19 protein-coding genes are annotated in these 23302 nt (G+C 62.1%); 7 read left to right on the forward strand and 12 right to left on the reverse strand.

Annotation, left to right across the window (positions count from 1 at the left end; translation table 11 throughout):
- The first annotated feature begins 33 nt into the window (after positions 1-33).
- The 4 genes from MHM88_RS05485 to MHM88_RS05500 are packed head-to-tail and all read left to right on the forward strand — an operon-like array spanning position 34 to position 3894.
- The gene (locus tag MHM88_RS05485; RefSeq protein ID WP_239361000.1) at positions 34-1500 is read left to right on the forward strand and encodes a M81 family metallopeptidase; all 1467 of its coding nucleotides are present in this window, start codon (positions 34-36) and stop codon (positions 1498-1500) included.
- A complete protein-coding gene (locus tag MHM88_RS05490; protein WP_239361003.1) occupies positions 1500-2555 on the forward strand; it encodes a D-TA family PLP-dependent enzyme in 1056 nt (351 codons plus the stop codon). The genes MHM88_RS05485 and MHM88_RS05490 overlap by 1 nt, the downstream gene beginning before the upstream one ends.
- Positions 2552-3478, forward strand: coding sequence for a sugar kinase (locus MHM88_RS05495; RefSeq protein WP_239361006.1), 927 nt, complete (start codon positions 2552-2554; stop codon positions 3476-3478). Before MHM88_RS05490 ends, MHM88_RS05495 begins: the two co-directional genes overlap by 4 nt.
- A gap of 26 nt (positions 3479-3504) precedes the next feature.
- On the forward strand, positions 3505-3894 hold the full coding sequence (locus tag MHM88_RS05500; protein ID WP_239318417.1) for a RidA family protein: 390 nt from the start codon (positions 3505-3507) through the stop codon (positions 3892-3894).
- Positions 3895-3988: 94 nt separating this feature from the next.
- Here MHM88_RS05500 and MHM88_RS05505 read toward each other — a convergent pair whose 3' ends face one another.
- Positions 3989-4834: a flagellin gene (locus MHM88_RS05505; RefSeq protein WP_239318415.1), complete on the reverse strand. Its 846-nt coding sequence runs from the start codon at positions 4832-4834 to the stop codon at positions 3989-3991.
- A gap of 557 nt (positions 4835-5391) precedes the next feature.
- On the opposite strand from MHM88_RS05505, the gene MHM88_RS05510 reads away from it, so the two are divergent.
- Positions 5392-6384 carry a cytochrome c peroxidase gene (locus MHM88_RS05510; protein WP_239361009.1) on the forward strand — a complete coding sequence of 331 codons (993 nt, stop codon included), beginning with the start codon at positions 5392-5394 and terminating at the stop codon, positions 6382-6384.
- Between the two features lie 10 nt (positions 6385-6394).
- The gene (locus tag MHM88_RS05515; protein WP_239361012.1) at positions 6395-8497 is read left to right on the forward strand and encodes a bifunctional diguanylate cyclase/phosphodiesterase; all 2103 of its coding nucleotides are present in this window, start codon (positions 6395-6397) and stop codon (positions 8495-8497) included.
- A gap of 23 nt (positions 8498-8520) precedes the next feature.
- Here the strand turns inward: MHM88_RS05515 and MHM88_RS05520 are convergent, their stop codons facing one another.
- The gene (locus tag MHM88_RS05520; protein ID WP_239361015.1) at positions 8521-10566 is read right to left on the reverse strand and encodes an NADH:flavin oxidoreductase; all 2046 of its coding nucleotides are present in this window, start codon (positions 10564-10566) and stop codon (positions 8521-8523) included.
- A gap of 93 nt (positions 10567-10659) precedes the next feature.
- On the opposite strand from MHM88_RS05520, the gene MHM88_RS05525 reads away from it, so the two are divergent.
- Positions 10660-11280, forward strand: a complete 621-nt coding sequence (locus MHM88_RS05525; RefSeq protein ID WP_239361017.1) for a TetR/AcrR family transcriptional regulator — start codon at positions 10660-10662, stop codon at positions 11278-11280.
- On the opposite strand, the gene MHM88_RS05530 is transcribed toward MHM88_RS05525, so the two are convergent.
- The 10 genes from MHM88_RS05530 to MHM88_RS05575 all read right to left on the reverse strand — a co-directional run bounded on the left by MHM88_RS05530 (position 11277) and on the right by MHM88_RS05575 (position 23038).
- Complete coding sequence (locus MHM88_RS05530; protein WP_239361020.1) at positions 11277-12068, reverse strand: pyrroline-5-carboxylate reductase; 792 nt, start codon at positions 12066-12068, stop codon at positions 11277-11279. The two genes, MHM88_RS05525 and MHM88_RS05530, sit on opposite strands and share 4 nt — an antisense overlap.
- A 24-nt stretch (positions 12069-12092) precedes the next feature.
- Complete coding sequence (locus tag MHM88_RS05535; RefSeq protein WP_065334913.1) at positions 12093-13058, reverse strand: ABC transporter ATP-binding protein; 966 nt, start codon at positions 13056-13058, stop codon at positions 12093-12095.
- A complete protein-coding gene (locus MHM88_RS05540) occupies positions 13058-14032 on the reverse strand; it encodes an ABC transporter ATP-binding protein (RefSeq protein ID WP_046002536.1) in 975 nt (324 codons plus the stop codon). Before MHM88_RS05540 ends, MHM88_RS05535 begins: the two co-directional genes overlap by 1 nt.
- The gene (locus MHM88_RS05545) at positions 14032-14973 is read right to left on the reverse strand and encodes an ABC transporter permease (RefSeq protein WP_239361030.1); all 942 of its coding nucleotides are present in this window, start codon (positions 14971-14973) and stop codon (positions 14032-14034) included. The genes MHM88_RS05540 and MHM88_RS05545 overlap by 1 nt, the downstream gene beginning before the upstream one ends.
- On the reverse strand, positions 14973-15953 hold the full coding sequence (locus MHM88_RS05550; protein ID WP_009175819.1) for an ABC transporter permease: 981 nt from the start codon (positions 15951-15953) through the stop codon (positions 14973-14975). Before MHM88_RS05550 ends, MHM88_RS05545 begins: the two co-directional genes overlap by 1 nt.
- A 63-nt stretch (positions 15954-16016) precedes the next feature.
- Positions 16017-17594 (reverse strand): ABC transporter substrate-binding protein, encoded by a 1578-nt coding sequence (locus MHM88_RS05555; RefSeq protein ID WP_239361032.1) that lies wholly within the window; start codon positions 17592-17594, stop codon positions 16017-16019.
- 108 nt (positions 17595-17702) lie between these two features.
- On the reverse strand, positions 17703-19283 hold the full coding sequence (locus MHM88_RS05560) for an ABC transporter substrate-binding protein (RefSeq protein ID WP_239361034.1): 1581 nt from the start codon (positions 19281-19283) through the stop codon (positions 17703-17705).
- Positions 19284-19695: 412 nt separating this feature from the next.
- Positions 19696-20310: a hypothetical protein gene (locus MHM88_RS05565; protein WP_239361036.1), complete on the reverse strand. Its 615-nt coding sequence runs from the start codon at positions 20308-20310 to the stop codon at positions 19696-19698.
- Positions 20311-20323: 13 nt separating this feature from the next.
- Positions 20324-22576: a xanthine dehydrogenase family protein molybdopterin-binding subunit gene (locus MHM88_RS05570; RefSeq protein ID WP_239361047.1), complete on the reverse strand. Its 2253-nt coding sequence runs from the start codon at positions 22574-22576 to the stop codon at positions 20324-20326.
- A 3-nt stretch (positions 22577-22579) separates the two neighbouring features.
- Positions 22580-23038: a (2Fe-2S)-binding protein gene (locus tag MHM88_RS05575; RefSeq protein ID WP_009175968.1), complete on the reverse strand. Its 459-nt coding sequence runs from the start codon at positions 23036-23038 to the stop codon at positions 22580-22582.
- Between the last annotated feature and the right edge of the window lie 264 nt (positions 23039-23302).

Genomic DNA, 23302 nt, shown 5'->3' on the forward strand with positions numbered 1-23302 from the left:
CGCCCCGGAACCCAAATTTCAAGGATTTGCCTCATGCGCGTCTTCTGCGCTTCTCTTGCCACCGAAACCAATACCTTCTCGCCGCTGCGCACGGATTTCTCCGACTTTGCGCAGAGCTTTTACGCCCCTCCGGGCGAACACCCGGAGACGCCAACGCTGTGCTCCGCCGTGTTCCCGGCCTTGCGGCGGCGCGCAAAAGAAGAAGGGTTCACCCTGATCGAAGGCACCGCCACATGGGCGGAACCCGGCGGGCTGGTGAGTGCGGCAACCTGGGAGCATCTGCGCGATGAGGTGCTGAGCCAGTTGAAGGCCGCTCTGCCGGTGGACGCGGTGATACTGGGCCTGCACGGTGCGATGATTGCGGATGGCTGTGTCGACTGTGAGGGCGAATTGATCGCCTCCGCCCGCGCGCTGGCGGGACCGGACGCCAAGATCGGCGTGAGCTTTGACCCCCACAGCCATCTGAGCGCCAAACGGGTCGAGAACGCCGACATCATCACCGTGTTCAAGGAGTTCCCGCATACGGATTTTGTCGAGGCGGGCGAGGCTTGCGTGGATCTGACCCTGCGCGCCGTGCGCGGTGAGATTGTGCCCGAGATATCAGTTTTTGACGTGCGCATGATGGATGTGCTGCCGACCAGCATTCAGCCGATGCGCGGGTTCGTGGATAAAATCATGGGGTTGGAAGCGCGCGGCGAGATCCTCTCCGGCTCTGTCATTCATGGGTTCATGGCCGGCGACAGCCCCGACCTTGGCGCCAAGATCATCGTGATCACCGATGGCGATCAGGCCAAAGGGGAACGCCTGTCCCGTGACCTCGGGATGGAGCTATTTGGCTTTCGTGGTCGCACCAAACCCGATTTCCTACCCGCGGCCGAGGCCCTGCGGCGCGCCGATACCAGCACCAAGACCCCCGTTGTGGTCGCGGACGTCTGGGACAATCCGGGCGGCGGTGTGGCGGGCGATTCCACGATTTTGCTGCGCGAGGTGCTGACCCAACAGCTGGATGGCGTGGCCTTTGGCACCATTTGGGACCCGATGGCGGTGCGTCTGTGTTTCGCCGCCGGAGAGGGGGCCACGCTGGATCTGCGCTTTGGCGGCAAGACCTCTGCCCATGCGGGCGCACCGGTGGACGCGCGGGTGACCGTGATGCGGCTTCAACGTGATGCGGTGCAGAGTTTTGGCACCTCGGTGGTGCCGCTTGGCGATTGCGCGGTGATCCGGATCGGGGATCTGGACATTGTGTTGAACACCAACCGCAGCCAGACCTTCTCACCCGATCTCTTCACCAACCTCGGCATTGATCTTGCCCATAAACGCATCGTGGTGGTGAAATCCACCAACCACTTTCACGGGGCCTTTGCGCCGGTGGCCGGAGAGATCCTCTACGCTGCCGTTGACGGCCCTTATCCAAACAACCCGGCGCGCACCGACTACACCCGTCTGACCCGTGCGATCTGGCCGCGTGTTGAAACGCCGCATGCTGAGGAAACCGCCTGATGACCTTGCCCATCGACACCCCCGCTGTCCTCGTCGATCTGAACATCGCAGAGGCCAATGTCCGCGCTTTTCAGGACTATTGCGATACTCACGGACTGCAGCTTCGTCCGCATATCAAAACCCACAAACTGCCGCGTCTGGCAGAATATCAGATCGAACAGGGTGCCATCGGCATCACCTGTCAGAAAATCACCGAAGCCGAGGCCATGATCGCGGGTGGCGATATGCGTGATATCCTGATCACCTATAATATCCTCGGTCAGGACAAGGTCGCACGGCTGCGCGCCCTGTCGGAACAGGTGCGCCTGTCCGTCGTGGCGGATAACGCCGCTGTTGTCGAAGGGCTGAGTGCAGGGTTTGCGGATGCAAAGACCCCGCTCCCGGTGCTGGTCGAGTGCAATACCGGCGCGGATCGTTGCGGTGTGGAAACTCCGGCAGAGGCGCTTGAGCTGGCGTCGGCGATCAATGCCGCCCCCGGTCTGCGCTTTGCGGGGCTGATGACCTACCCGCCGACGGGGGGCGCAACGCAGGTCACCACATGGCTCGCCGAAGCCAAGGATCTAATTGAGGCCACGGACCTGACAGTCGACGTGATTTCCTCTGGCGGATCACCCGATATGTGGCGCGCCCACCAGATGCCGCTCGCCACCGAATACCGGATCGGGACCTATATCTACAACGACCGCTCCTTGGTGACGCGTGGCACCTGCGACTGGGACGATTGCGCCCTGACGGTTCTGGCGACGGTGGTTTCCACCCCGTCAAAGACCCGCGCAATCATAGACGCAGGGTCCAAGGTACTGACCTCGGATTTGCTTGGTCTCGATGGCTTTGGTCACGTTCTGGGGCACCCCGATCTGAACATCGATCAACTGAGTGAAGAGCATGGCCGGATCACCTCGGATCAGCCAACCGGGCTTCGGGTTGGCGACCAACTCCGGATCGTGCCCAATCATGCCTGCGTGGTGTCGAATATGCTCGACCACGTCACGCTGATGCGCGGCGATGAGATCATCGGCACCGAACCCGTCGCCGCGCGGGGGCAAGTCTGGTGAGCAGTCCTCAGATCCTATGCCTTGGCGAGCCACTGGTGGAGTTCAACCAGACGTCTGACGGTTCCTTTGCGATGGGCTTTGGCGGTGATGTGTCAAACGTCGCCATCGCCGCCACCCGGCAGGGCGCGCGCGCAGGAATGATCACCCGCGTCGGCGATGATCCCTTTGGGGCCGCCCTTGGCGATCTGTGGTCTGACGAGGGCGTCTCGACCGCGCATGTCACCCGCGCCACCGGAGAAGAGACCGGCGTCTATTTCGTGACCCACGATGCGGATGGTCATCACTTCACCTATCGGCGCAAGGGATCAGCCGCCTCACGCCTCGCCCCCGCGGATCTGCCGCGCGCAGCCTTGCAGAACGGCCCGATCTTTTACGCCTCGGGCATCAGCCTTGCTGTGTCCCCCAGCATGCAGGACGCCGTGACCGAGGCCGCAGCACTCACGCGCGCCGCAGGCGGCATGTTTGCCTTTGATCCGAACCTGCGCCTTGCGCTCTGGTCGCTGGACGTGGCCCGCGAGACGACACATCGCTGCATGGCGACCTGTGACATTGCGCTGCCGGGTCTCGATGACGCACGGCAATTGACGGGCCTGAACACGGCTGAGGACATTGCCAGGTTCTATCACGACCTCGGCCCGCGCATCGTGGCCCTGACGCTGGGGGCTGAGGGCGTGCTGATCTCTGTCGACGGCGCGCAACGCAGGCTGTCCGGGCACCGCGTCGCGGCCAAAGACGCCACCGGCGCAGGCGACTGTTTCAACGGCGCCTTCCTCGCGCGCCTTCTGACAACCGACGATCCATTCGCCGCAGCCGAGCACGCCAATATGGCGGCCGCGCTCTCGACCACCGGTTTTGGTGCTGTGACACCGATCCCGACCCTTTCCCAAACCCGCAACGCCCTTGAACAGGCGGTGCGGGGCTAAACTCCCAAACTATCAGGAGACTCCTCATGACAATTGAACGTATCGGCGCAGAGCGCACTGGCGCAGGCGGGCAGAACCTGCCGTTTTCCCCGGCCACCCGCGCTGGCGATTTTGTCTTTATTTCCGGTCAGGTCGCGATGAATGAACGGGGTGAGATTGAGCCCGGCGGCATCGAGGCACAGACCAAGCGCACCATGGAGAACGTGATCGCCGTACTGGCGCAGGCGGGCTGCACGCTGGACGACGTGGCCAAGGTCAATGTCTGGCTCGATGATCCGCGGGATTTCTGGACCTTCAACCGGGTCTACGCGAGCTATTTCCCCAACGGCGCTCCGGCACGTTCGACGGTGCGCTCGCAATTGATGGTCGATGCCAAGATCGAAATCGATGTGACGGCGTATAAACCGGTCGCCTGATGCCGGATCGAAGACGCGCGAGGCGCTGCCTCATGCAAAAAAGGGGCGCGAAACGCGCCCCTGAAGTGTGACCTTCATCGTATGGTTCAGACGGTTAGTTGAACAACTGGAGCAGGGCCTGTGGCGCTTCGTTGGCAATGCCGAGCGATTGCACCGCCAGCTCCTGTTGGGTCTGTAGCGCCGACAATCGGGCCGATGCTTCTTCCATGTCGGTATCCGTCATTGTCGAGACCCCGAGGGTCATGGAGTCGACAAGGTCGGTCACGAACTGGGACTGATCGTCGATCCGCGCAGAGGCGGCCCCGAGGGCCGCAGCGCCGGAGATGGCGGTCTGGAGATAGACCTCGATCTCCGCCAGAGCGGATTCGGCGGTTGCGGTATCGGTGATCGTGGTCAGGCTGGTGGACAGGTTCAGACTGGATTCGAAGCCCTGCGCCGCGATGGTAATATCCACCGAGGTCACGGTGCCGCCGGCGCCGACGCGATCCAGCGAGGCCAGAACACCCATTTCGGTTGCCGTGCCGTCGATCGTGTTGGCCAGCAGGTTTGCGCCATTGAACTGCGCCGCGGAAATGATCGATTCGATCTGATCCACCTTGGAATCAATGTCGGTCTGGATCTTGTCGTGGTCGACGTTCTCAGCCTGGGCAGAAACGATCAGTTCCTTGATTTCCACAAGCTTTTCAACGATCTGCTCGGCCCCTGCCGAAGCAACCGCAACGGTCGCATCGCCCATGGCCAGACCTTCCTCGATCGCTTCAAAACTCGCGATGTCGGATTCCATGGTCTTGGAAATCGCCCAAACCGCGGCGTTATCCTTGGCGGTGCCGATTTCCTTACCGGTGGAAATCGCGTTCTGTGTGTCGGTGAGGTTCATATTCACAGACTTCAGCGTCTGCAGGGCGACCATTGCACCATTGTTTGTCAAAATGCTGGACATAGCATGAGTTCCTTTGAGCAAGGAGCACTTTGGCCCCGATGTATTTCCTTGCCCCGTTATGGGGTTTCTCTCTCGTCTTTCTGAACGTGCGGGGCGCTTTGGCCACCACAACAAACTCAATAAGATGCAGGCCAACTCTTGCCGTGAGGATGCTAATGAAGAGCTAAAATGTCGGCGTATATATCTAAAATGCGAGTCAAATTGCAAAGGAGCGCCGTGTTCGCGCGGCCCCTTCAGCACCGATGTCCAGCACCAGTTGGTCGCTTTGGCGAGGTGAGCGAACAGCCAGTAACCTCCTGTTTGAAATATACTTTTCTCGCATGTGCCGTGACTTCTGAAACCGGTGCATCCGCCATGCCACGGGCACCAGATCCGGGTGTTTCAGCAGCCGCCCATCAGGCGATAGAGGTCGAGAAGAGATAAATTAGACCGAGGATTTAATTTGTTTTTCAAAGAACTAACCGGGTTCTCGCGGTTGGAATAAACTGTTTTTTCACGGGCGCAACCTCACGCTGAACGGCAATTCAACGCTGTTCTAGGCTCTGGGGAAAGCAGCCGTGCATCTCATCAAGACCCTCTCTTTTTTGCTGTGCAGCGTCCTCCTGCTGGCAGCGACCACCTTTCACGACCTGCGAGTCGGGTTTGAGCGCCCCGCCCGCATCGCCTTTCCCGAGACCAATCCCTATTCCCCGCAAAAAGCGGCGCTTGGCAAAATGCTGTTCTTTGACACCCGCCTGTCGGGCGCGCAGAATCTCAGCTGTGCCACCTGTCACAACCCCTCCTTCGGGTGGGAAACCCCGGCGTCGCGGGCGGTGGGCGCGATGAATCAGGCGCTGGAACGGCACACGCCCACGATCGAGAATCTGGCAGAGTCAGAGTATTTCTTCTGGGACGGGCGGGTCGGCAGCCTCGAACTGCAGGTCGTTGGGCCGATCACCCATCCGCTCAAGATGAATTCAAGCATGCGGCAGGTGGTGCGGCGGCTGGAGGCGATTTCCGGGTATCGCCGCTATTTCGAGATCGCATTTCCCGAAGACGGCCTGACCCAGGACAACATCGTGGCTGCCCTGGCCACCTATCTCCGCACCCTGCGGTCCGGATGGTCGCCCTTCGACGATTGGATCGAAGGGGACGAGGAGGCGATTTCCACCTCCGCCAAACGCGGCTTTGAGGTCTTTACCGGAGTCGGGCGGTGCAGCAGCTGCCACCAGAGCTGGGCCTTCACCGATCACGGGTTTCACACGATCGGACTGGCCAGCGACGACAGTGGCCGTGGCCTCCTGGATCCGGAGATGCAGTATCACTTCAAAACCCCGGGGCTGCGCAATATCGCCCTGCGGGCCCCCTACATGCATGACGGCAGCCTGACCACGCTGCGCGACGTGATCGCGCATTACCGCAGCGGCGGTGTTCCGCATCCGGACCGGCAGAACGACATTGCGCCGCTGGACGGGTTGACGGACCGCAATGTCAATGACCTGCTCGCCTTCCTTGAAACACTGACGGCGTATGACCCGCATGTCTCGGCACCCTCGCTGCCGGTGGATTGAAGGACCCCCTATGTCGATCAAACGCCGTATTCTGGGACCAATCGTGTTGCTGATCCTCATCGGCATCGTTGCCGCGTCCTGCCTGTCGATTGCAGCGATCCAGACGCAGAACGCCATCCAGAAATCCGACAGCACAACGCTGAAGACGCTACAAGCCACCGAACGCGCCCAACGCATCCGGGAAGAAATCGAAACGCAGCTGTCCCGCTTTCTTGAGTTCAACACCGTTCCCCCCTCCGCCCGGGTCTCCCGCCGTCATGGGCAGTTCGTAGACGGGTTTCAGGCCGTATGGTCCATTCTGGAGACCAGCGAGGGCTCGCAGCGCCAGAAGGCCATGACCCAACGCGTGGCACAACAGTTTGACGCCTGGAACACCGAAGCCTCGATCGCGCTTGGCCTGATTGCCGATACCCATGTGCCCTCGCACAGCCGCCTCGAACGCCTGGCCCGGAGGCTGGAACTGGACCTTGTGGCGCTGGAGCAGGAAGTGCGGGCCAGCGCGCTCCAGACCAATCGCAGCGAGCGCCGCAAATACGCCCGTCAGGTTGTGATCGTCTTTGCGGCGATGATCGTGGTGTTTCTGATTGCCGGGTCCATGTTTCTCGGGTTCGGCAGCCATCTCGTGTCCTCCCTCACGCGGCTGGCCGCTGCCATGGAGAGCATTCGCAACGGCAACTATGACACCACCGTCCGCGACCTGACGCGCGAGGACGAGGTCGGGCAGATTGCGCGCGGTGTGGCGGCCTTCTCTCATACGCTGCAGGATCTGAGCGCCGCAAAATCACGCATTGAGCATCTGGCGCTGCACGACCAACTGACCAACCTGCCCAATCGCCGGGCTCTGCAGGAGTATCTGCAACGCCGACTGGCGGAGGCGCGGGACAGCACCCGACCGGCAGCGATCCTGCATGTCGATCTGGACCGGTTCAAGCAGATCAACGATCTGATGGGCCACGCCGCCGGCGACGAAATCCTGCGTCATGCCGCCCGGGCGATGCAGCGACAGGTCGGCCCGGAGGATCTGACCGCGCGCGTTGGCGGAGACGAGTTTGTCATTGTTCTGCAAAACCCCGGCGACGAGGGCACCTTGCGGAGCTTTGCCCAATCCGTGATCGAAGCGGTGTCCCAGCCGATCGAGGTCTGGGGAGAGTTCATCAACGTCGGGGCCAGTATCGGCATCGCCTTTGCCGACGACAGCGAAGAAGACCCTGCCCGCATCCTGTCCAATGCCGACATCGCGCTCTATGTCGCCAAGAGCAAGGGCCGCGGGCGGGCGTCGTTCTACAACGATGCCACGCGTGCCAAATTCGAGGGCAACATGGCGCTGCTCAAGGATCTGCGGCGTGGTTTGGAGCAGGGCGAGATCACCGCGTTCTTCCAACCCCAGATCGATGGCCACACGGATGAGGTCATCGGGTTCGAAGCGCTGGCGCGCTGGCATCACCCCGAACGTGGCATGCTCGACCCCGGTGTCTTCATCACGCTGGCCTTCGAACATGGCCTCGGCGACCGGTTGACGGAGCGGATCGTGTCAGATGCCATTGCCGCCCTGCAGGACTGGCGGCGCCGCGGCCTGCCCGCGCCTTGTGTCAGCGTCAATTTCTCGGCCAAGCAGCTGCGCGATGGTGGTCTGGTGGAATATCTCGACGATGCGCTCTTTGCGGCGAACCTCCAGCCCAAGGACATAGCCATCGAAGTTCTGGAAAGCGTGTTGTTCAGCGACGGTGTGGACCCGGCCCTGAACACCATTTCCCAGCTCCAGGCACGCGGCTATCGGATCGAGCTGGATGATTTTGGCACCGGACATGCCTCGATCTCCAACCTGCGGCGCTTCAAGGTCGACGGGGTCAAGGTGGATCGTGACTTTGTATCCGGCGTCGATCAGGACGCCGAACAGGAAATGATCCTGCGCACGATGATCGACCTGTGCCGCAACCTTGGCATCGAGTGCCTGGCCGAAGGTGTCGAAACCGAGGTGGAGCAGGACAAGCTGCTGTCGCTGGGGTGCAGCCGCTTTCAGGGCTACGGCATCGCACGCCCGATGCCGCAGCAAGCGGTGACAGAATGGCTTGAGGCCCGCGAGGGGCGTCAGACCACCGCCAGGGCGGTCTGACAGAAAGGGTGAAGGCTGCGCACTCAGATGTCTTTCATCAGGCGCAGCGCATCGTAGATCGCCGCGTGGGTGTTGCGTGCCGACACCGCATCGCCGATCCGAAACAGTTGAAACGCGCCTTCCGGGTTGCGGCTGACCGTCTGTAACTGACCGGTAATAAGCGCTTCATGGTCGACTTCGCCATGGTTCACGCTCGCGGGGCGCAACTCCTGATAGAGGTCATCATTGGGCAAAGTGCCATAGTTCACCACCACCTGATCGTAGGTCTGATCATAGGTGAAATCGCTGTAATCCGTGCCAATCGTGGCAACCAGCTCGTTGCCCTTTTTGGCCACGCCTAACAAGCGGCGGGTCACGGTGAAGGTCACATCCTTATCTTGCAGGGACCGCATATAAGGCACGAGATTCATCGCCATGATTTCGGGCGCAAAGGTGCGGTCCGGGGTCATCACCTCAACCTCAGCGCCCGCCTCTGCGGCCACCTCTGCCGCCTGCAAGCCGGGGTGGTCGCCGCTTTCGTCATAGATCAACACACGGCCTGCCGGTTTCACATCCCCCGCAATCAAATCCCAGGCTGAGACCACATGCGCCGCCTCTTGCCCGGTCTCGAACAGCTCCAGATTGGGCAGTCCCCCGGTGGCGATAATGACCACATCCGGGGTCTCCGCCAGCACATCGGCCTCCTCGGCCCAAGTATTAAAGTGAAACTGCACATCCCGCGCCGCGCATTGCGCCATGCGCCACTCGATGATGGAGATCATCTCGCGGCGGCGTGGGGATTGCGCGGTCAGGCGGATCTGGCCGCCGGGATCGGGCTGGGCCTCAAAGACTACCACCTTATGCCCGCGCTCGGCTGCGACGCGCGCCGCCTCCAGCCCCGCCGGACCTGCGCCGACGATCACCACTTTCTTTGAGGTCTCGGCGGCTGTGATCTCATGCGGCATCGTCAATTCACGCCCGGTGGCGGCGTTGTGAATGCACAGCGCATCCCCCGCCTGATAGATCCGATCCAGACAATAGGTCGCCCCCACGCAGGGGCGGATGTCGTCCTCGCGCCCCTCGCGGATTTTGCGCACCACATGCGGGTCGGCCATATGCGCCCGCGTCATCCCCACCATATCCAACAGCCCCGCCTGCACCGCATGGCGCGCGGTGGCGACATCCGGGATACGCGCGGCGTGGAACACCGGCAGGTCGGTTTCCTGTTTGACGCGGCCTGCAAAATCCAGATGCGGCGCGGATTTCATCCCCTGCACCGGGATCACATCGGTCATCGCCGGATCGGTATGGATGCGCCCTCTGATCACATTGAGGAAATCCACCTGCCCCGTCGCGCTCAGGATGCGGGTGATTTCCAGCCCTTCCTCTGCGGTGATGCCGCCTTTTTGCACCTCATCCGCCGTGAACCGCATACCCACGATGAACTCATCCCCCACCCGCTTGCGAATGGCCGAGAGCACATCCATCGGGAACCGCAAACGGTTCTCCAAAGTGTCCGCCCCATAGGGGCCGCTCAAATCATTGGTCAGCGGCGACCAGAACTGATCGATCAGATGGCCATACGCCTGCAACTCGATCCCATCCATGCCCCCGGCTTTCATACGTTCGGCGGCATCGGCGAAATCCGTGATGATACGTTCAATATCCCAGTCTTCGACAAGCTTGGGAAAGGCCCGGTGCGCCGGTTCGCGGTGCCGTGACGAGGACACCGACGGCAGCCAGTCGCCTTTGTTCCACCCTGTGCGTCGACCCAGATGCGTGAGCTGGATCATCACCGCGCAGCCGTGTTCATGGCAACCATCCGTAAGGTCGGTGATCCAAGGTACCACCTCGTCCTTGTAGGCGAGGATGTTGTTGAACACCGGCGGGCTATCCTTTGAGACCGCCGCAGACCCCGCCGTCATCGCCAGCGCCACCCCGGCCTTGGCCCGCTCCGCATGATAGGCGCGGTAACGCGCCTTGGGCATGCCGTCCTCCGGGTAGGCCGGTTCATGACTGGTGGTCATAATGCGGTTGCGAAGGGTCAGATGCTTCAGCTGAAAGGGCTGCAAAAGCGGATCGTGTGACATGGCGCTGCCTCATGGAATCGGGTGACTTGACACAAGTGTAAAGTCAGCCTGCATCGCAATTGACACATGTGTCAATTGTTTTAGAGTGCCCGCATGTCCAAACCCGCCTCCCCTCGCCCGCGCGGCTCGCGCGACCTCTGGCTCGATGCCGCGCTTGATCTCTTGGTCTCAAGTGGGATCGACGCGGTGAAAATCATGCCGCTGGCCCGCGCCGTGGATCAGACGCGCACAGGGTTTTACTGGTATTTCAAGGACCTCGGAGCGCTGCACGACGCCATGGTTGAGACCTGGGAGGCCCGCAACACTGGCCAGATACAGGCCCGCTGCGAGGCCCCGGCGCAGACCATCAACACAGCCCTGTTCAACCTGATGGATTGCTGGCTGGACCCGGCCCTGTTTGATGCGCGCCTCGATCTGGCGATCCGCAATTGGGCGCGCAACGACGCCACACTGGCGGCGCGGCTTGATGCGGCGGATAATGCCCGCATCGCCGCCGTGCACGACATGTTCCTGCGCTTTGGCTACAGCAGGGAACAGGCCGACGTCAGAAGCCTCACCACGATTTACACGCAGGTGGGCTATATCTCGATGGAGGTCGAAGAGGACCCTGTCGCGCGGCTGAACCGCGTACCGCATTACGTGGAGATGTTCTCAGGCCAGCCCCCGACACAGGCGGAAATTGCAGAGTTCATGGCGCGCCACACGTCGGGCTAGCCAATGGTTCGGCAACGGGCAACCGCGGCGTCCAGCCCTTTTGCCAGTTCTGCGCCAATGTCTGAGGCCCGCAGCACCTCCAGCCCCGCAGCCGTGGTGCCTGCGTAGTCGATCATCTCCTGCACATGATCGCTGGGACGGGCCGCACCCGTCGCCATCATCTGCCCGGCCCCGAGGAACAACTGCCGTACTGCCTTGTCGGCGACCTCGTGCGGCAGGCCCTTGGCCCCGGCGTAATCCGCCATCAGTTCGGCAAAATAGGCGACAAACCCCGGCACCGGCCCGGTCATCGCGGTAAAGACGTCCAGATGCGCCTCCTGCGTGATTTGGTCCGTGCTGCCGCAGGCCTCGAACAGCCCCGTGGCAAAGGCCCGATCTGCATCCGACGTGGCCTCTGTCGCAACCCAGGGCGAATAGGCAAGCCGCTCTGCCGCCGCCGGGCTGCTCATGGCGCGAATGATCCGCGTCGCCCCGGTCATCTCGGAGATCCGGTCGATCGTGATCCCCGCCATGACGGAGATCACCAGCTTGTCTCTCAGGTCCAGCGACAGCTTGCCCATCGCCGCAGGTGGCACGCACAACAGCACCACGTCCGAGGCCGCAATCAGGGCTGCCGTGTCCGTGGTGATGCTCAGCCCCGGATGACCCGAGAACCAGTCAAGCTGCCCGGACCGCGATGCCACCCAGATCCGCTCCTCGGCGACCATCTGCGTCTGCACAACCGCACGCAGGATCGCACTGCCCAGCATGCCCGTCCCTCCGATGATACCGAATGTCTGGTCTGCCATGGCACTGCGCTCCTGTTGTCTGTGTCAGCCCTCCGCCATGTGACAGGCGACTCGGGTTGTCCCGATCCTGCGCATCTCGGGGCGTTCTTGTCGACAGATGTCACCCGCCAGCGGGCAGCGCGGGTGAAAGGCGCAGCCGGGCGGCGGGTTGATCGGATCGGGGATTTCGCCCTCGGGCGGGGCCACCTCGCGGCCAAACCCATCCATGCGCGGGGCGGCCTCCAGCAGCATCTGCGTATAGGGGTGTTTCGGGCGCTCAAACAGCTCGTCCGGTGCGCCCTCCTCAACCAGACGCCCGAGGTAGAGCACCCCGATCCGGTCCGCCATATGCTGCACCACCGTCAGATCGTGGGTGATCAGCACATAGGTCAGGCCAAAGTTATCCTTGAGGTCGCTCATCAGGTTCAGCACCTGCGACTGCACCGACACATCCAGCGCCGAGGTGGGCTCGTCACAGACGATCAGGCGCGGCTCGGAGGCCAGCGCACGGGCAATACAGATCCGCTGCCGCTGCCCGCCGGAGAACTCATGCGGAAACTTGCCCGCGTCTTTCACCGACAGGCCGACCTGTTCCAGCAGGCGTTCGGCCAGCCCATCGGTCTTGCCACCACGCGCCGCCACGGGTTCGACGATGATGTCACGCACCCGCCAGCGCGGGTTGAGCGAGGCATAGGGGTCCTGAAAGATCATCTGGATGTCAGAGCGGATCGCATCGACCTTGGCGGCGTCTGTCTCGTTCGCCAGATCAACGCCTTCGATCTCCACATTGCCGCCCGAGGGATTGAGTAGCCCCACCAGCATGCGGCCAATGGTGGATTTGCCGGACCCGGATTCGCCAACGAGCGCATAGGTGGTCTGTGGCTCGACCTCGAAATCCACCTCGGAGACGGCGGTCAGGAATGCCTTGGGTTCGCGTTCGATCACCCGGTTCAGCCAGGGTTTGGAGACGTCAAACACACGGCTCAGGTTCTTGACGGAGACAAGCGCCATCAGGAGGCCTCCTCATGTTGTAGCGGGAACCAGCAGGCAGCGGCAGCACCGTCGACCTTGGGCGCAGGTGCCTGTCGGCATTTGTCGGCCACGCGCGGACAGCGCGGATTGAAAGCACAGCCATCGGGCACCGCATCCAGACGCGGCATGGCGCCGGGGATCTGGTGCAGACGTTTCTGCCCACGCGACGCCAGCGGCGTCGAGGCCATCAAGCCATGCGTATAGGGGTGTTCCGGCGCGGTGATCACATCGCGCACCGGGCCAAGCTCGGCCAGACGCCCGGCATACATCACCGCCACACGATCTGCGGCCTCGGCAATCACGCCCATGTCGTGCGTGATCAGCATCACCGCTGTGCCCCGCTCACGACAAAGCCGTTTCAGCAGCGCGATGATCTGCGCCTGTACGGACACATCAAGCGCGGTTGTCGGCTCATCCGCGATCACCAAAGACGGCTCAGCACAGAGCGCCAGCGCGATCACCACCCGCTGACGCATGCCGCCGGAAAATTCGTGCGGGTAGCTGTTCACACGTTTGGCGGCGCCGGGAATACCGACTTCCTCCAGCGCGGCCACGGCGCGTTTCTCGGCCTCGGATTTGCTGATCGGCAGATGGGTCAGCATGGTCTCCACCAGCTGATCCCCGATCCGCAACAGCGGATTGAGCGAGGTCAGCGGGTCCTGAAAGACCATGCCGATTTCCTTGCCCCGCAGGCGGCGCAGCGCGTCGCCTTTCAGGGTGTCGATGCGTTTGCCATTGAGCCAGATCTCGCCAGAAGACACATGCGCCGGCGGGTTCAGAAGGCCAATGACGGCATTGCCGGCCATCGACTTGCCGGCGCCACTTTCGCCAACGATGCCGAGGATTTCGCCCTTGGCAATATCATAAGAGACGCCATCGACCGGTTTCAGAATGCCGTGGCGGGTCGGGATTTCCACACAAAGGTTGCGGATGGACAGAACTGGGTCAGCCATTAGCGAAGCCTCGGGTTCAGGGCGTCACGCAGCCAGTCGCCCAGCAGGTTGACGCTCAGCGCCAGTCCCAACAGCGTGATCGCAGGGAAGAGAAGAATCCACCATTCGCCGGAGAACAGGAAGCCCTGCCCGATGCGAATGAGTGTACCAAGAGACGGCTGGGTCGGCGGCGCGCCCACCCCGAGGAACGACAGCGTCGCCTCGGCAATGATCGCCAGTGCCAGCGAGATCGTCGCGATGACCAGCACCGGCGACAGCACGTTGGGCAGGATATGCCGCAACATGATCGCACCGGAGCGTCGTCCGATCAGCCGGGCGGCCTCGACGTATTCCTTGTTTTTCTCAACAAGGGTCGCGCCACGCACCACGCGGGCAAACTGCACCCAATCCGACAGGCCAATCGCAAGGATCAGCACCCAGATCGCCATCTGATCGCGGTATTCCACCGGGGTGATGCCCTTGGCGACACCAAAGATCAGCATCGCCACAAGGATCGACGGAAAGGTCAGCTGCACATCGGCAATCCGCATAATCACCGTCTCGACCCAGCCACCGAGGTAGCCGGACAACAAGCCCAGCGTGATCCCAAGCACCATGGCAAATAGAACGGCAGCGACGCCAACGAACAGCGAAATCCGCATCCCATAAAGGATGGTCGAGAACACATCGCGGCCCTGATCATCGGTCCCCATAAAGAACGTCTCACCGGTGAAATCATTGGGCGACATCGGCGGTGTGAAGCCGTTCATCAGGTTGAGCGAGGCCGGATCAAACGGGTTGGTGGGCGCAATCAGCGGCGCAAAGACCGCCGAGAGCACCAGAACCAGAACCACCACGGTGGAGACCACCGCCACGGGCGAGCGTTTGAAGGTATAGAACAGATCGCTTTCCAGCGCGGTGCGCAGGCGCGATTTCTGGGCGGGGGTAGATGCCTCAGACATTAGTGACCTCCCTTGCGATCAACGCGCAGACGCGGATCGATAAAGAAATAGAGGATATCGACGATCAGGTTGATACCGACGAACATCACCGAAATCAGCATCAGATAGGCTGCCATCACCGGGATATCGACGAACTGGATCGCGTTGATGAACAACAGGCCGACACCGGGCCACTGGAACACCGTCTCGGTGATGATGGCGAATGCGATGATCGCGCCCACTTGCAGGCCGATCACGGTGATCACCGGCACCATGGTGTTCTTCAGCGCGTGACGGAAATGCACGGTGCGATCCCGCAGGCCACGGGCGCGGGCAAAGCGGATATAATCCTGCCGGAGCACCTCGAGCATTTCCGAGCGCACCAGCCGCATGATGAGTGTCATCTGATAAAGCCCCAGCGTGATCGACGGCAGGATCAGCGCCTTGAGGCCACTTGCGGTTAAGAACCCCGTGCTCCAGCCGCCAAGGTCGACCACCTCGCCGCGCCCGAAACTCGGCAACCAGCCAAGTTCCACAGAAAACAGATAAATCAGCAGGATACCAATCAGGAAGGTCGGCAAGGACACCCCTATGAGGGAGCCGGACATAATGAGATTGGCCGTGATCCCGTTTCGCTTGATGGCGGTAAACACCCCAAGCGCGATGCCGAATATGATCGCAAGAATGCCCGAGACCGCCGCCAGTTCCAGTGTCGCGGGCGCGCGTTCCATCAGGATGTCGATAACGGGCCGGCCCTGCCGGTAGCTGACCCCGAAATTGCCCTGCACGGCGTTTTCGAGAAACCGGTAGTATTGCACCACAAAGGGCTGATCGAGGCCAAGTTGTCCGCGCAGCCGTTCGATGTCCTCGGCGGTGCGTTCCTGGCCCAGCATGTTGTCGATCGGGTCACCGACAAAGCGGAACATGGCAAAGGCCACGAGTCCGACGATAAGAAGAACCAGCGCGGATTGGGCCACGCGCCGGATGATATAAGCGAGCATATCCGTGCTCTCCTGTGGGTGGATGAAGGGGGCCGAAGCCCCCGTCTGCCTTGATGAGCGGCGTTAGTTAACGGAGACCCAGCGCAGAATAAAGAAGTTATCCGGCCTTTGGGTCAGGGTGACGTTGCTGCCGGTGCCCCAGACCAGCGGTTGCACATAAAGCGGCACATAGGCGGTCTCGTCCTGCAAGACCTGCGCCACCTCATCGAGCATCCCCTGCCGGGTCGACTCGTCGATCTGGGACTGGATCTTGGGCAGCAGTTCATCCACGCGTGCGTTGGAATAACCGCCAAAGTTCCACGAACCGAGCTTCTTTTCCTCATTGGGGGTTGCCGCAAGGAAGCGGATCGGGTGTTCCGCATCTAAGGTGCCCGGCGACCAGCCCAGAAGGTACATATCGTAATTTCCGGCCCGCAGTTCCGGCCAGTAATTCTGCACCGGCATCGCATCCAGCGTTGCCTTCAGTCCCACCTGCGCCAGCATGGCGGTGACGGCCTGACAGACCGCCTCGTCATTGAGGTAACGGTTGTTGGGGCATTTCAGACCAAAGGAGAAACCCTTCGGGTATCCTGCCTCGGACAGCAGGGCTTTGGCGGCCTCCGGATCATAGGCGGGCGCATCATCCAGTTCGTCGGAATAGCCCCGCATGGCGCCACTCACCAGTTGGTTCACTGGTTCGGCATTGCCACGCATGATGGTGCGCAGGATTGCCGGCACATTGATGGCATGGGCCACGGCCTTGCGCACGCGCGCATCGGCGAACGGGTTGCTCTCGGTTTCGGCTGAGAACTTCAGCGCTTCGGCCTCATGCGGGAACCCCAGCATGATGACGCGCGCCTCGATGCCTTGCACGACCTGCACATCCGGATTGCCTTGCAGGCGCTCAACGTCCTGAATGGGCACCGGGTTGATCATATCCACATCCCCCGACAGCAGCGCCGCAAGCGCTGTGGCCGGGTTCTGGATCGGCGTCATTTCGGCGCGGGTGATGTTGTGTTCGGGCTCACCCCACCACTCCGCAAAAGGCTCCAACACCGTGCGCAGACCCGGCTCGCGGGTTGTCACACGAAACGCACCGGTGCCATTGGCATTGAGCGTGGCAAAGTTGCCGCTTTCCTTGTCGGGGCGGGTCGCGGCGTTGGCCTCGGCCCAGCCGCTGTCCATGATCATCCAGTTGGCGATGCTGTCAGGAAAGATCGGGTTGGGAGAATGGGTCAGGAAATCAACGGTGTAGTCATCGACCCTGACCACATCCGAGACCGGCGCAAACCAGCTGGCCGTGTCCGATTCCGGGCTGGATGCACGCTCATAAGAGAACAGCACATCCTCTGCGTCAAAGGTGCTGCCGTCCTGAAACGTCACCCCCTCGCGCAGGAAAAACCGCCAGCCTTCGCCGTCGCCGATCGGCTCCCAGCCGGTGGCCAGCGCAGGCTCGATGCTCATGTCCTTGCCGCGCCGCACGAGGCCTTCATAGACGTTGTTCAAGAACCCCAAAACGGGGGTGGAGTTGACCGCATGCGGGTCCATCGTCTGCGGATCGGTGGTCACCGCCCATGAAAATTCCTTGGCCTGAGCGGCAGGCACAAGGGCTGCGGGGAGGAAGGCTGCCGCGCAGGCAGCGGTGCGTAAGAAACGGAGCATCGGGAAGTCCTTTCCGGTCAATGCGCGTGTCGCCGGGATGCGTATGCGCCCCGGCGACCTTGGCATGTCATGCAGCACACCGGGCACGCCGGTCCGCTGCGACAGAGATCAGTTCATCTTGAAGTATTTGACCTTCGGCTGATCTTCGGGATCAACCGCGATGTCGACCTTCTCGGACATGCCCCAGTTCAGCACCTGATGGTGGATCGGGATGTAGAGCTGCTCGTCCTGAACCACCCGCCAGATGTCGGCAATGTCCTGATTGCGCGCGTCCAGATCGGTGTTCGAGGCCAGCGATTTGATCTTCGCGTCCAGCTCGTCATTGTCGTAGCCGGTGCCGTTCCAGGTGCCGATGTCGCTCTCACGACCATGCACGAGGAAGTTGAAGATATACTCGGAATCGTATGTCGGCACGCCCCAACCCAGCATGTAGAAGTCGGTCTTGCCATCGGTGATCAGCGGGAAGTGCTGCGCCTTGGGTTTGGCGTCGAGGTTCACGGTGATGCCGATCTGACCGAGCATGCCCACGGCGGCCTGACAGATCGGCTCGTCGTTGACATAGCGGTCATTGGGGCAGTCCAGACGGATCGAGAACCCGTCGCCGTAGCCCGCTTCAGCCATCAGCGCCTTGGCACCTTCGATGTCGGTCTTGGATTCCGCGTCCATCTCTTCGGTCCAGCCGTTGACGAAGGGCGGTGCGATCATGCCGGCGGGCTGGGACTGTCCGCGCATCACGACCTTCTGGATCGCATCGCGGTTGATCGCCATCGACATCGCCTTGCGCACGCGCACATCCGCAAGCGGGTTCTTGCCGTCCACATTGTCGGCCTCGATGTCATCGGCGCCCATGTTCATGCCAAAGAAGATCACCCGGTTCTGCGGTGCCTGGCGCACCATCAGGCCATCGGCGCCATTGACGCGGTCCAGATCCTGCACCGGCATGTCCTGAAGGAAATCCACCTCGCCCGACAGAAGCGCCGCAACACGGGTCGCGGGGTTCTGGATCGGCGTATAGACGATTTCGGTCACCTCAAGCGGGAACTGGTCCTTGCCCCAGTAGTTCTCGTTCAGGGTCATCACGGTTTTGACGTCCGGCTCGCGGCTTTGCAGCACATAGGGGCCGGTGCCGTTGGCATTGGTGGTGGCATAGGTGATCTCGCCACCCTCGAAGTCCTGCACGTTCACGGTGTCGTTGGCCTCGGTCCAGCCCTTGTCCATGATGAACAGGTTGGTGAGGTTCGACGGCAGGATCGGGTTCGGCCCGTCGGTGACAATCTCGACTGTCAGGTCGTCGACCGCGCGCACCTCGGTGATGGAGCCAATGAGCTCCTTCATGTCGGAGTTTTCCTGCTTGGCGCGGGTGAAGGAGAACACCACATCCTCTGCGGTGAAGTCTTCGCCGCCGTGGAATTTCACACCTTCGCGCAGTTTGAACACCCAGACGTTCGGATCACCCTCTTTGGGGGCCCATTCGGTCGCCAGTGCAGGTTCGAACGCGCCGGTCACATCACGGATGATGAGCGGTTCATACATCTGGTGGCGGATGGTATGCGTCGGCCCTTCGTTTTGGGCGTGCGGGTCCAGCGTCAGCGCGTCGCCGGAGCGCGCCCAGCGCAGGGTTTCCGCGCTCAACGGCGCGGCCGACGCCAAGAGAAGCGACGTCAGTGTCAGTGCAGTAGTGGTCTTCATGGGACCCCCCTCGTCGTTTTTTATCAATGTCTGTCAGCCGGTCCGACCTGGCGGCTCCCGGCCCATACGGCGCAGTCTTGGCGAACACCCAGGGTTTGACAAGACCGCAACGCTGGATTGGATAAAATATATTTGGTGAATATATTTTCGGCGATGGTCAAGCCATCAGTCCCCCGAAAATGCTGGAAAATCGCGTGGTGATCCCGGGCTCCCGTCCCCGGATCAGGGGCGACAACCGTCGAAGTCTGACAGGCGCAGCGCTGGCCTGCCTATGCTTCCTGTGATGCGTGCCGCGTGGTGGCTTGTGCCACGATTTCCATTGGCGCGGCGCAGATCTGCCAGACCTGGCCGCGCAAACAAGAATCATTATCGGGGCAACACCCGTCGCCCCGCGCGCGCCAATTCCCCTGGGTCAGTCTGCCGGGCAGGGCTGACCCGCAGCGCCCCAAAGCGCCATATCCTCGACATGCTCTTGCAGCGTGCGGGGCGCGGGTTCGCGGTCTCCACCGGGCGACCACCCCCAGGCCACGGGCCCGTTAAGGCTGGCGTCATGTTCTAGATGCTCAACGAGTTCGCGCCAGTCGCGTCCGCCGTTGCGCTCCGGGTCTTTGAGCTGCGCACAGATCTCGGCGCGGGATTTGCCGAACCATTCGAACTCCACCGGCGCCAGCTGCCAGGCAATACCAAAGCGCGGCGCGGCGTGTGGTGCGGTGTCAAAATCATCCGAGGTCACATGGCAGGTCTGACAGGGCAGGAACTCCGCCCCGATCCGGCTCTCACCGGCATTGATGTGCATCCCATGCGGGCGCGCCTCACCGTAGCTTGGCCCGGACCACATCGGGATATTGTCCGCACCCACGTGGCAATTGGCGCATCTGGGATGGGTCACCACCTCATAGATGCGCTCAAACGCCGCCTGCCCGTCTGCGCGACTGATGCTGCCCTCTTCCGGCAGGGTCAGCGCAGTTTCGGCAAGGGCTGCACCGGCGATAGAAACCGCGGCAAGGATGACAACGCTCTTTTGCATGTCCCGGCCCTCCTCAGACGAAATCGATATGTTTGTTCAGCGGCAATTCGCGGATGCGTTGCCCGGTGGCGGCAAAGATCGCATTGGCCAGCGCCGGGGCCGCAGGCGGCACAGCCGGCTCGCCCACACCCCGGATGCGGCTGCCGTTGCTCAACGCGCGCACCTCAATTTGAGGAGCCTGATAGAGCCGCATCCCCTCATAGGCGTGATAGTTGGTCTCAAGCGGGGCATGGCCCTCATAGGTCAGCGCGCAGTTCATCGCGTGCCCCAGTCCAAAGATCACCCCGCCAAAGACCTGCGCCTCCAGGTTTGTGGGATCAAGCACCTCGCCCACATCCACCGCCACATAGACCTGATCGATGCGAATACCCGCATCCGTCTGCGTGACCTCGATGACTTGTGCGCAGGGCACGCCAAAGGACATGCAGAATCCAACGCCACGTCCGCGCCCCTCAGCGATTGAGGGACCATCCCAGCCCGACATCTCGCCTACGGCCTCCAGCACCTTGCGCGCAGGCTCATGCAGACACAGGCGGATGCGCTCGGCCAGCGGATCAGCCCCGGCGGCATGGATCAGCTCATCAAGGAAGCAATCGTGGTAAAACCCGTTGCCCGACGCGCCAACTGAACGCCAGGACGACACCGGCACCATGCTCGGCGCGCGGTAGCCGGTGACACGATAGTCGGGAATAGCAAACGGCTGATCCCACGACCCGGTGGTGATCGTCGCATCGGGGCCCGGCAGACTCATTCCGCTCAGACGGCCGAACCATTCCGGCGCCATGGCCGACTGGCTGACCGAAAGATCAAAGGCCACCACCTTGCCATCTGCGACCTTGCCGCGCCCGGCGGCAACCGAGGCCGGACGCGGGTAGTCGTGGCTCATGTCCTCTTCGCGGCTCCATGTGAGTTTCAGATGCCGACCCGGCACCGCCAGCGCCAGCTCCACCGCCTGCTCCACATGGGTCATCTCCAGCCGGTGACCAAAGCTGCCGCCCATGGGCAGCACATAGACTTTCACGGCCTCTGGATCGACGCGCGCAATGGTGGCCGCGCGGTCGCGGATGAACAGCGGGATCTGGGTTCCGGTCCAGATTTCCACCTGCCCCTCCAGCACCCGCACCACCGCGTTCATCGGCTCCATCGGCGCATGGGCGAGGTAGGGAATGCGATAGCGCGCGTCGATGACCTCGCCCGCCTCCAGTGCGGCGTCCACATCGCCCTCATCGCGCTGGCGGTGGTCATAGCGGTCGGGATCGCCCAGCGCCTGTTCAAGCGCGGCAAATATCCCGTCCGAGGTGCCGGGATAGTCCGGCGCGCTCCACTCGATCTCTAGCGCCTCTGCCGCCTGAAACGCACGCCAGGTGTTGTTGGCAATCACACCGACACCGTTGCTGACCGGCAAGATTTTCTCCACCCCGCGCATCCCCTCTGCCGCCGAGGCATCAACACGCGCGCCCGCAGTGCCAACGGCAGGGTTGGCACGCACGGTGGCATGCAACATGTCCTGAAATTCCATGTCGATGCCGTAGACCTCTGTGCCGGTGCATTTGCGCAGCATATCCAGACGCGGCAGATCGGGCTTGCCCAGATAGCGCCACGCAGAGGCAGGACGCAGGGTGACATCCGTGATCGGGTCAATCTCTGCCGCCTCTGCCGCCAGATCCGTATAGGCGATGGACGTGCCATCCGGCAGGATCACCGCGCCATTCTCGGTCCGCAGATCCCCACGCGCCACGCCAACCCGACGGGCCGCGGCCTCTTTCAGGGTTTCACGCGCTGTCGCCCCCGCCATGCGCATCCGGTCAAACCCATCCGGCACAGTGGACGACCCGCCGGTCATCTGGATCGACAACAGCTTGGCCGGCACCGACATGAAGTCACGCAGGGTCTCGGCCACGAATCCTTCCTTGTAGGCAGGGATTGGCACGCCCTCGCCCAGCACCGTGGCGTTGTAATAGGCTTGCCCCGGCATCCCGGGCGTAATCGTCGCGGTGGCCGGGTCGATGTCGAGTTCCTCGGCGATCAGATAGGCTTGGATGGAATAGGCGCCCTGCCCCTTGTCCGCACGCGGCGTGATCAGGGTGATGCCATTGGCGTCGATCTTCACAAAGGGCGTGATCGCCGCTTCACCCTCCTTCAGATCATCAAGCAGCGGATTGGGGATCGGCTTTTTCGCCATATAGACGCCAAAGGCCACGCCCCCGGCAATCGCGGCGGACCCAATCAGGAATGTACGGCGGGCAATTTTTCCGACACGGCTCATGGCTCAGGCCTCGCTCAATTTCTGCGCAGCGTCATGGATCGCGGCCCGGATACGGGGATAGGTGCCACAGCGGCAGAGGTTCCCCGACATCACCGCATCAATCTCTGCGTCCGAAGGCTCCGGGTTCAGATCAAGCAATGCTGCCGCCTGCATGATCTGGCCCGATTGGCAGTACCCGCATTGCGCCACCTGATGCGCCACCCATGCGGCCTGCACCGCATGCAGGCTCTCGGGCGTGCCCAGCCCCTCGATGGTGGTGACCTCGCCCTCCAGATCGCCAACCGGTAACTGACACGAACGCACCGCCATCCCGTCCACATGAACCGTGCAGGCCCCGCATTGGGCGATGCCGCAGCCGTATTTTGGACCTTTGATGTTCAACTCGTCGCGCAGCACCCACAACAGGGGCATCTCGGGTTCGACATCGACCTCATGCTCGGTTCCGTTGACGGTCAGCTTCATGATCTTTCTCCGTGGCAGCCGCTTAGGCCCCACCCTAAGGCAACCGGGGCGCGGAAACAGTGGCACATCGTGCCAATCCTCACGACCTGGCGTCACCCAGAGCAAGTGCCGTGTGATCCGCAATGCTTATCACGACTTCAAAAATTACGAATTCAAACGGCGTTTCAATACGTTGACAGAAATCCCGTGGCGCAGCATCTAAGGTGCAAACGATCCTCGCGCAGACAATCTCGGCGCGCGCACGACCACTGACCCACCCACTGC

The organism is Epibacterium sp. MM17-32 (assembly GCF_022348205.1).
GTDB lineage: Bacteria > Pseudomonadota > Alphaproteobacteria > Rhodobacterales > Rhodobacteraceae > Epibacterium.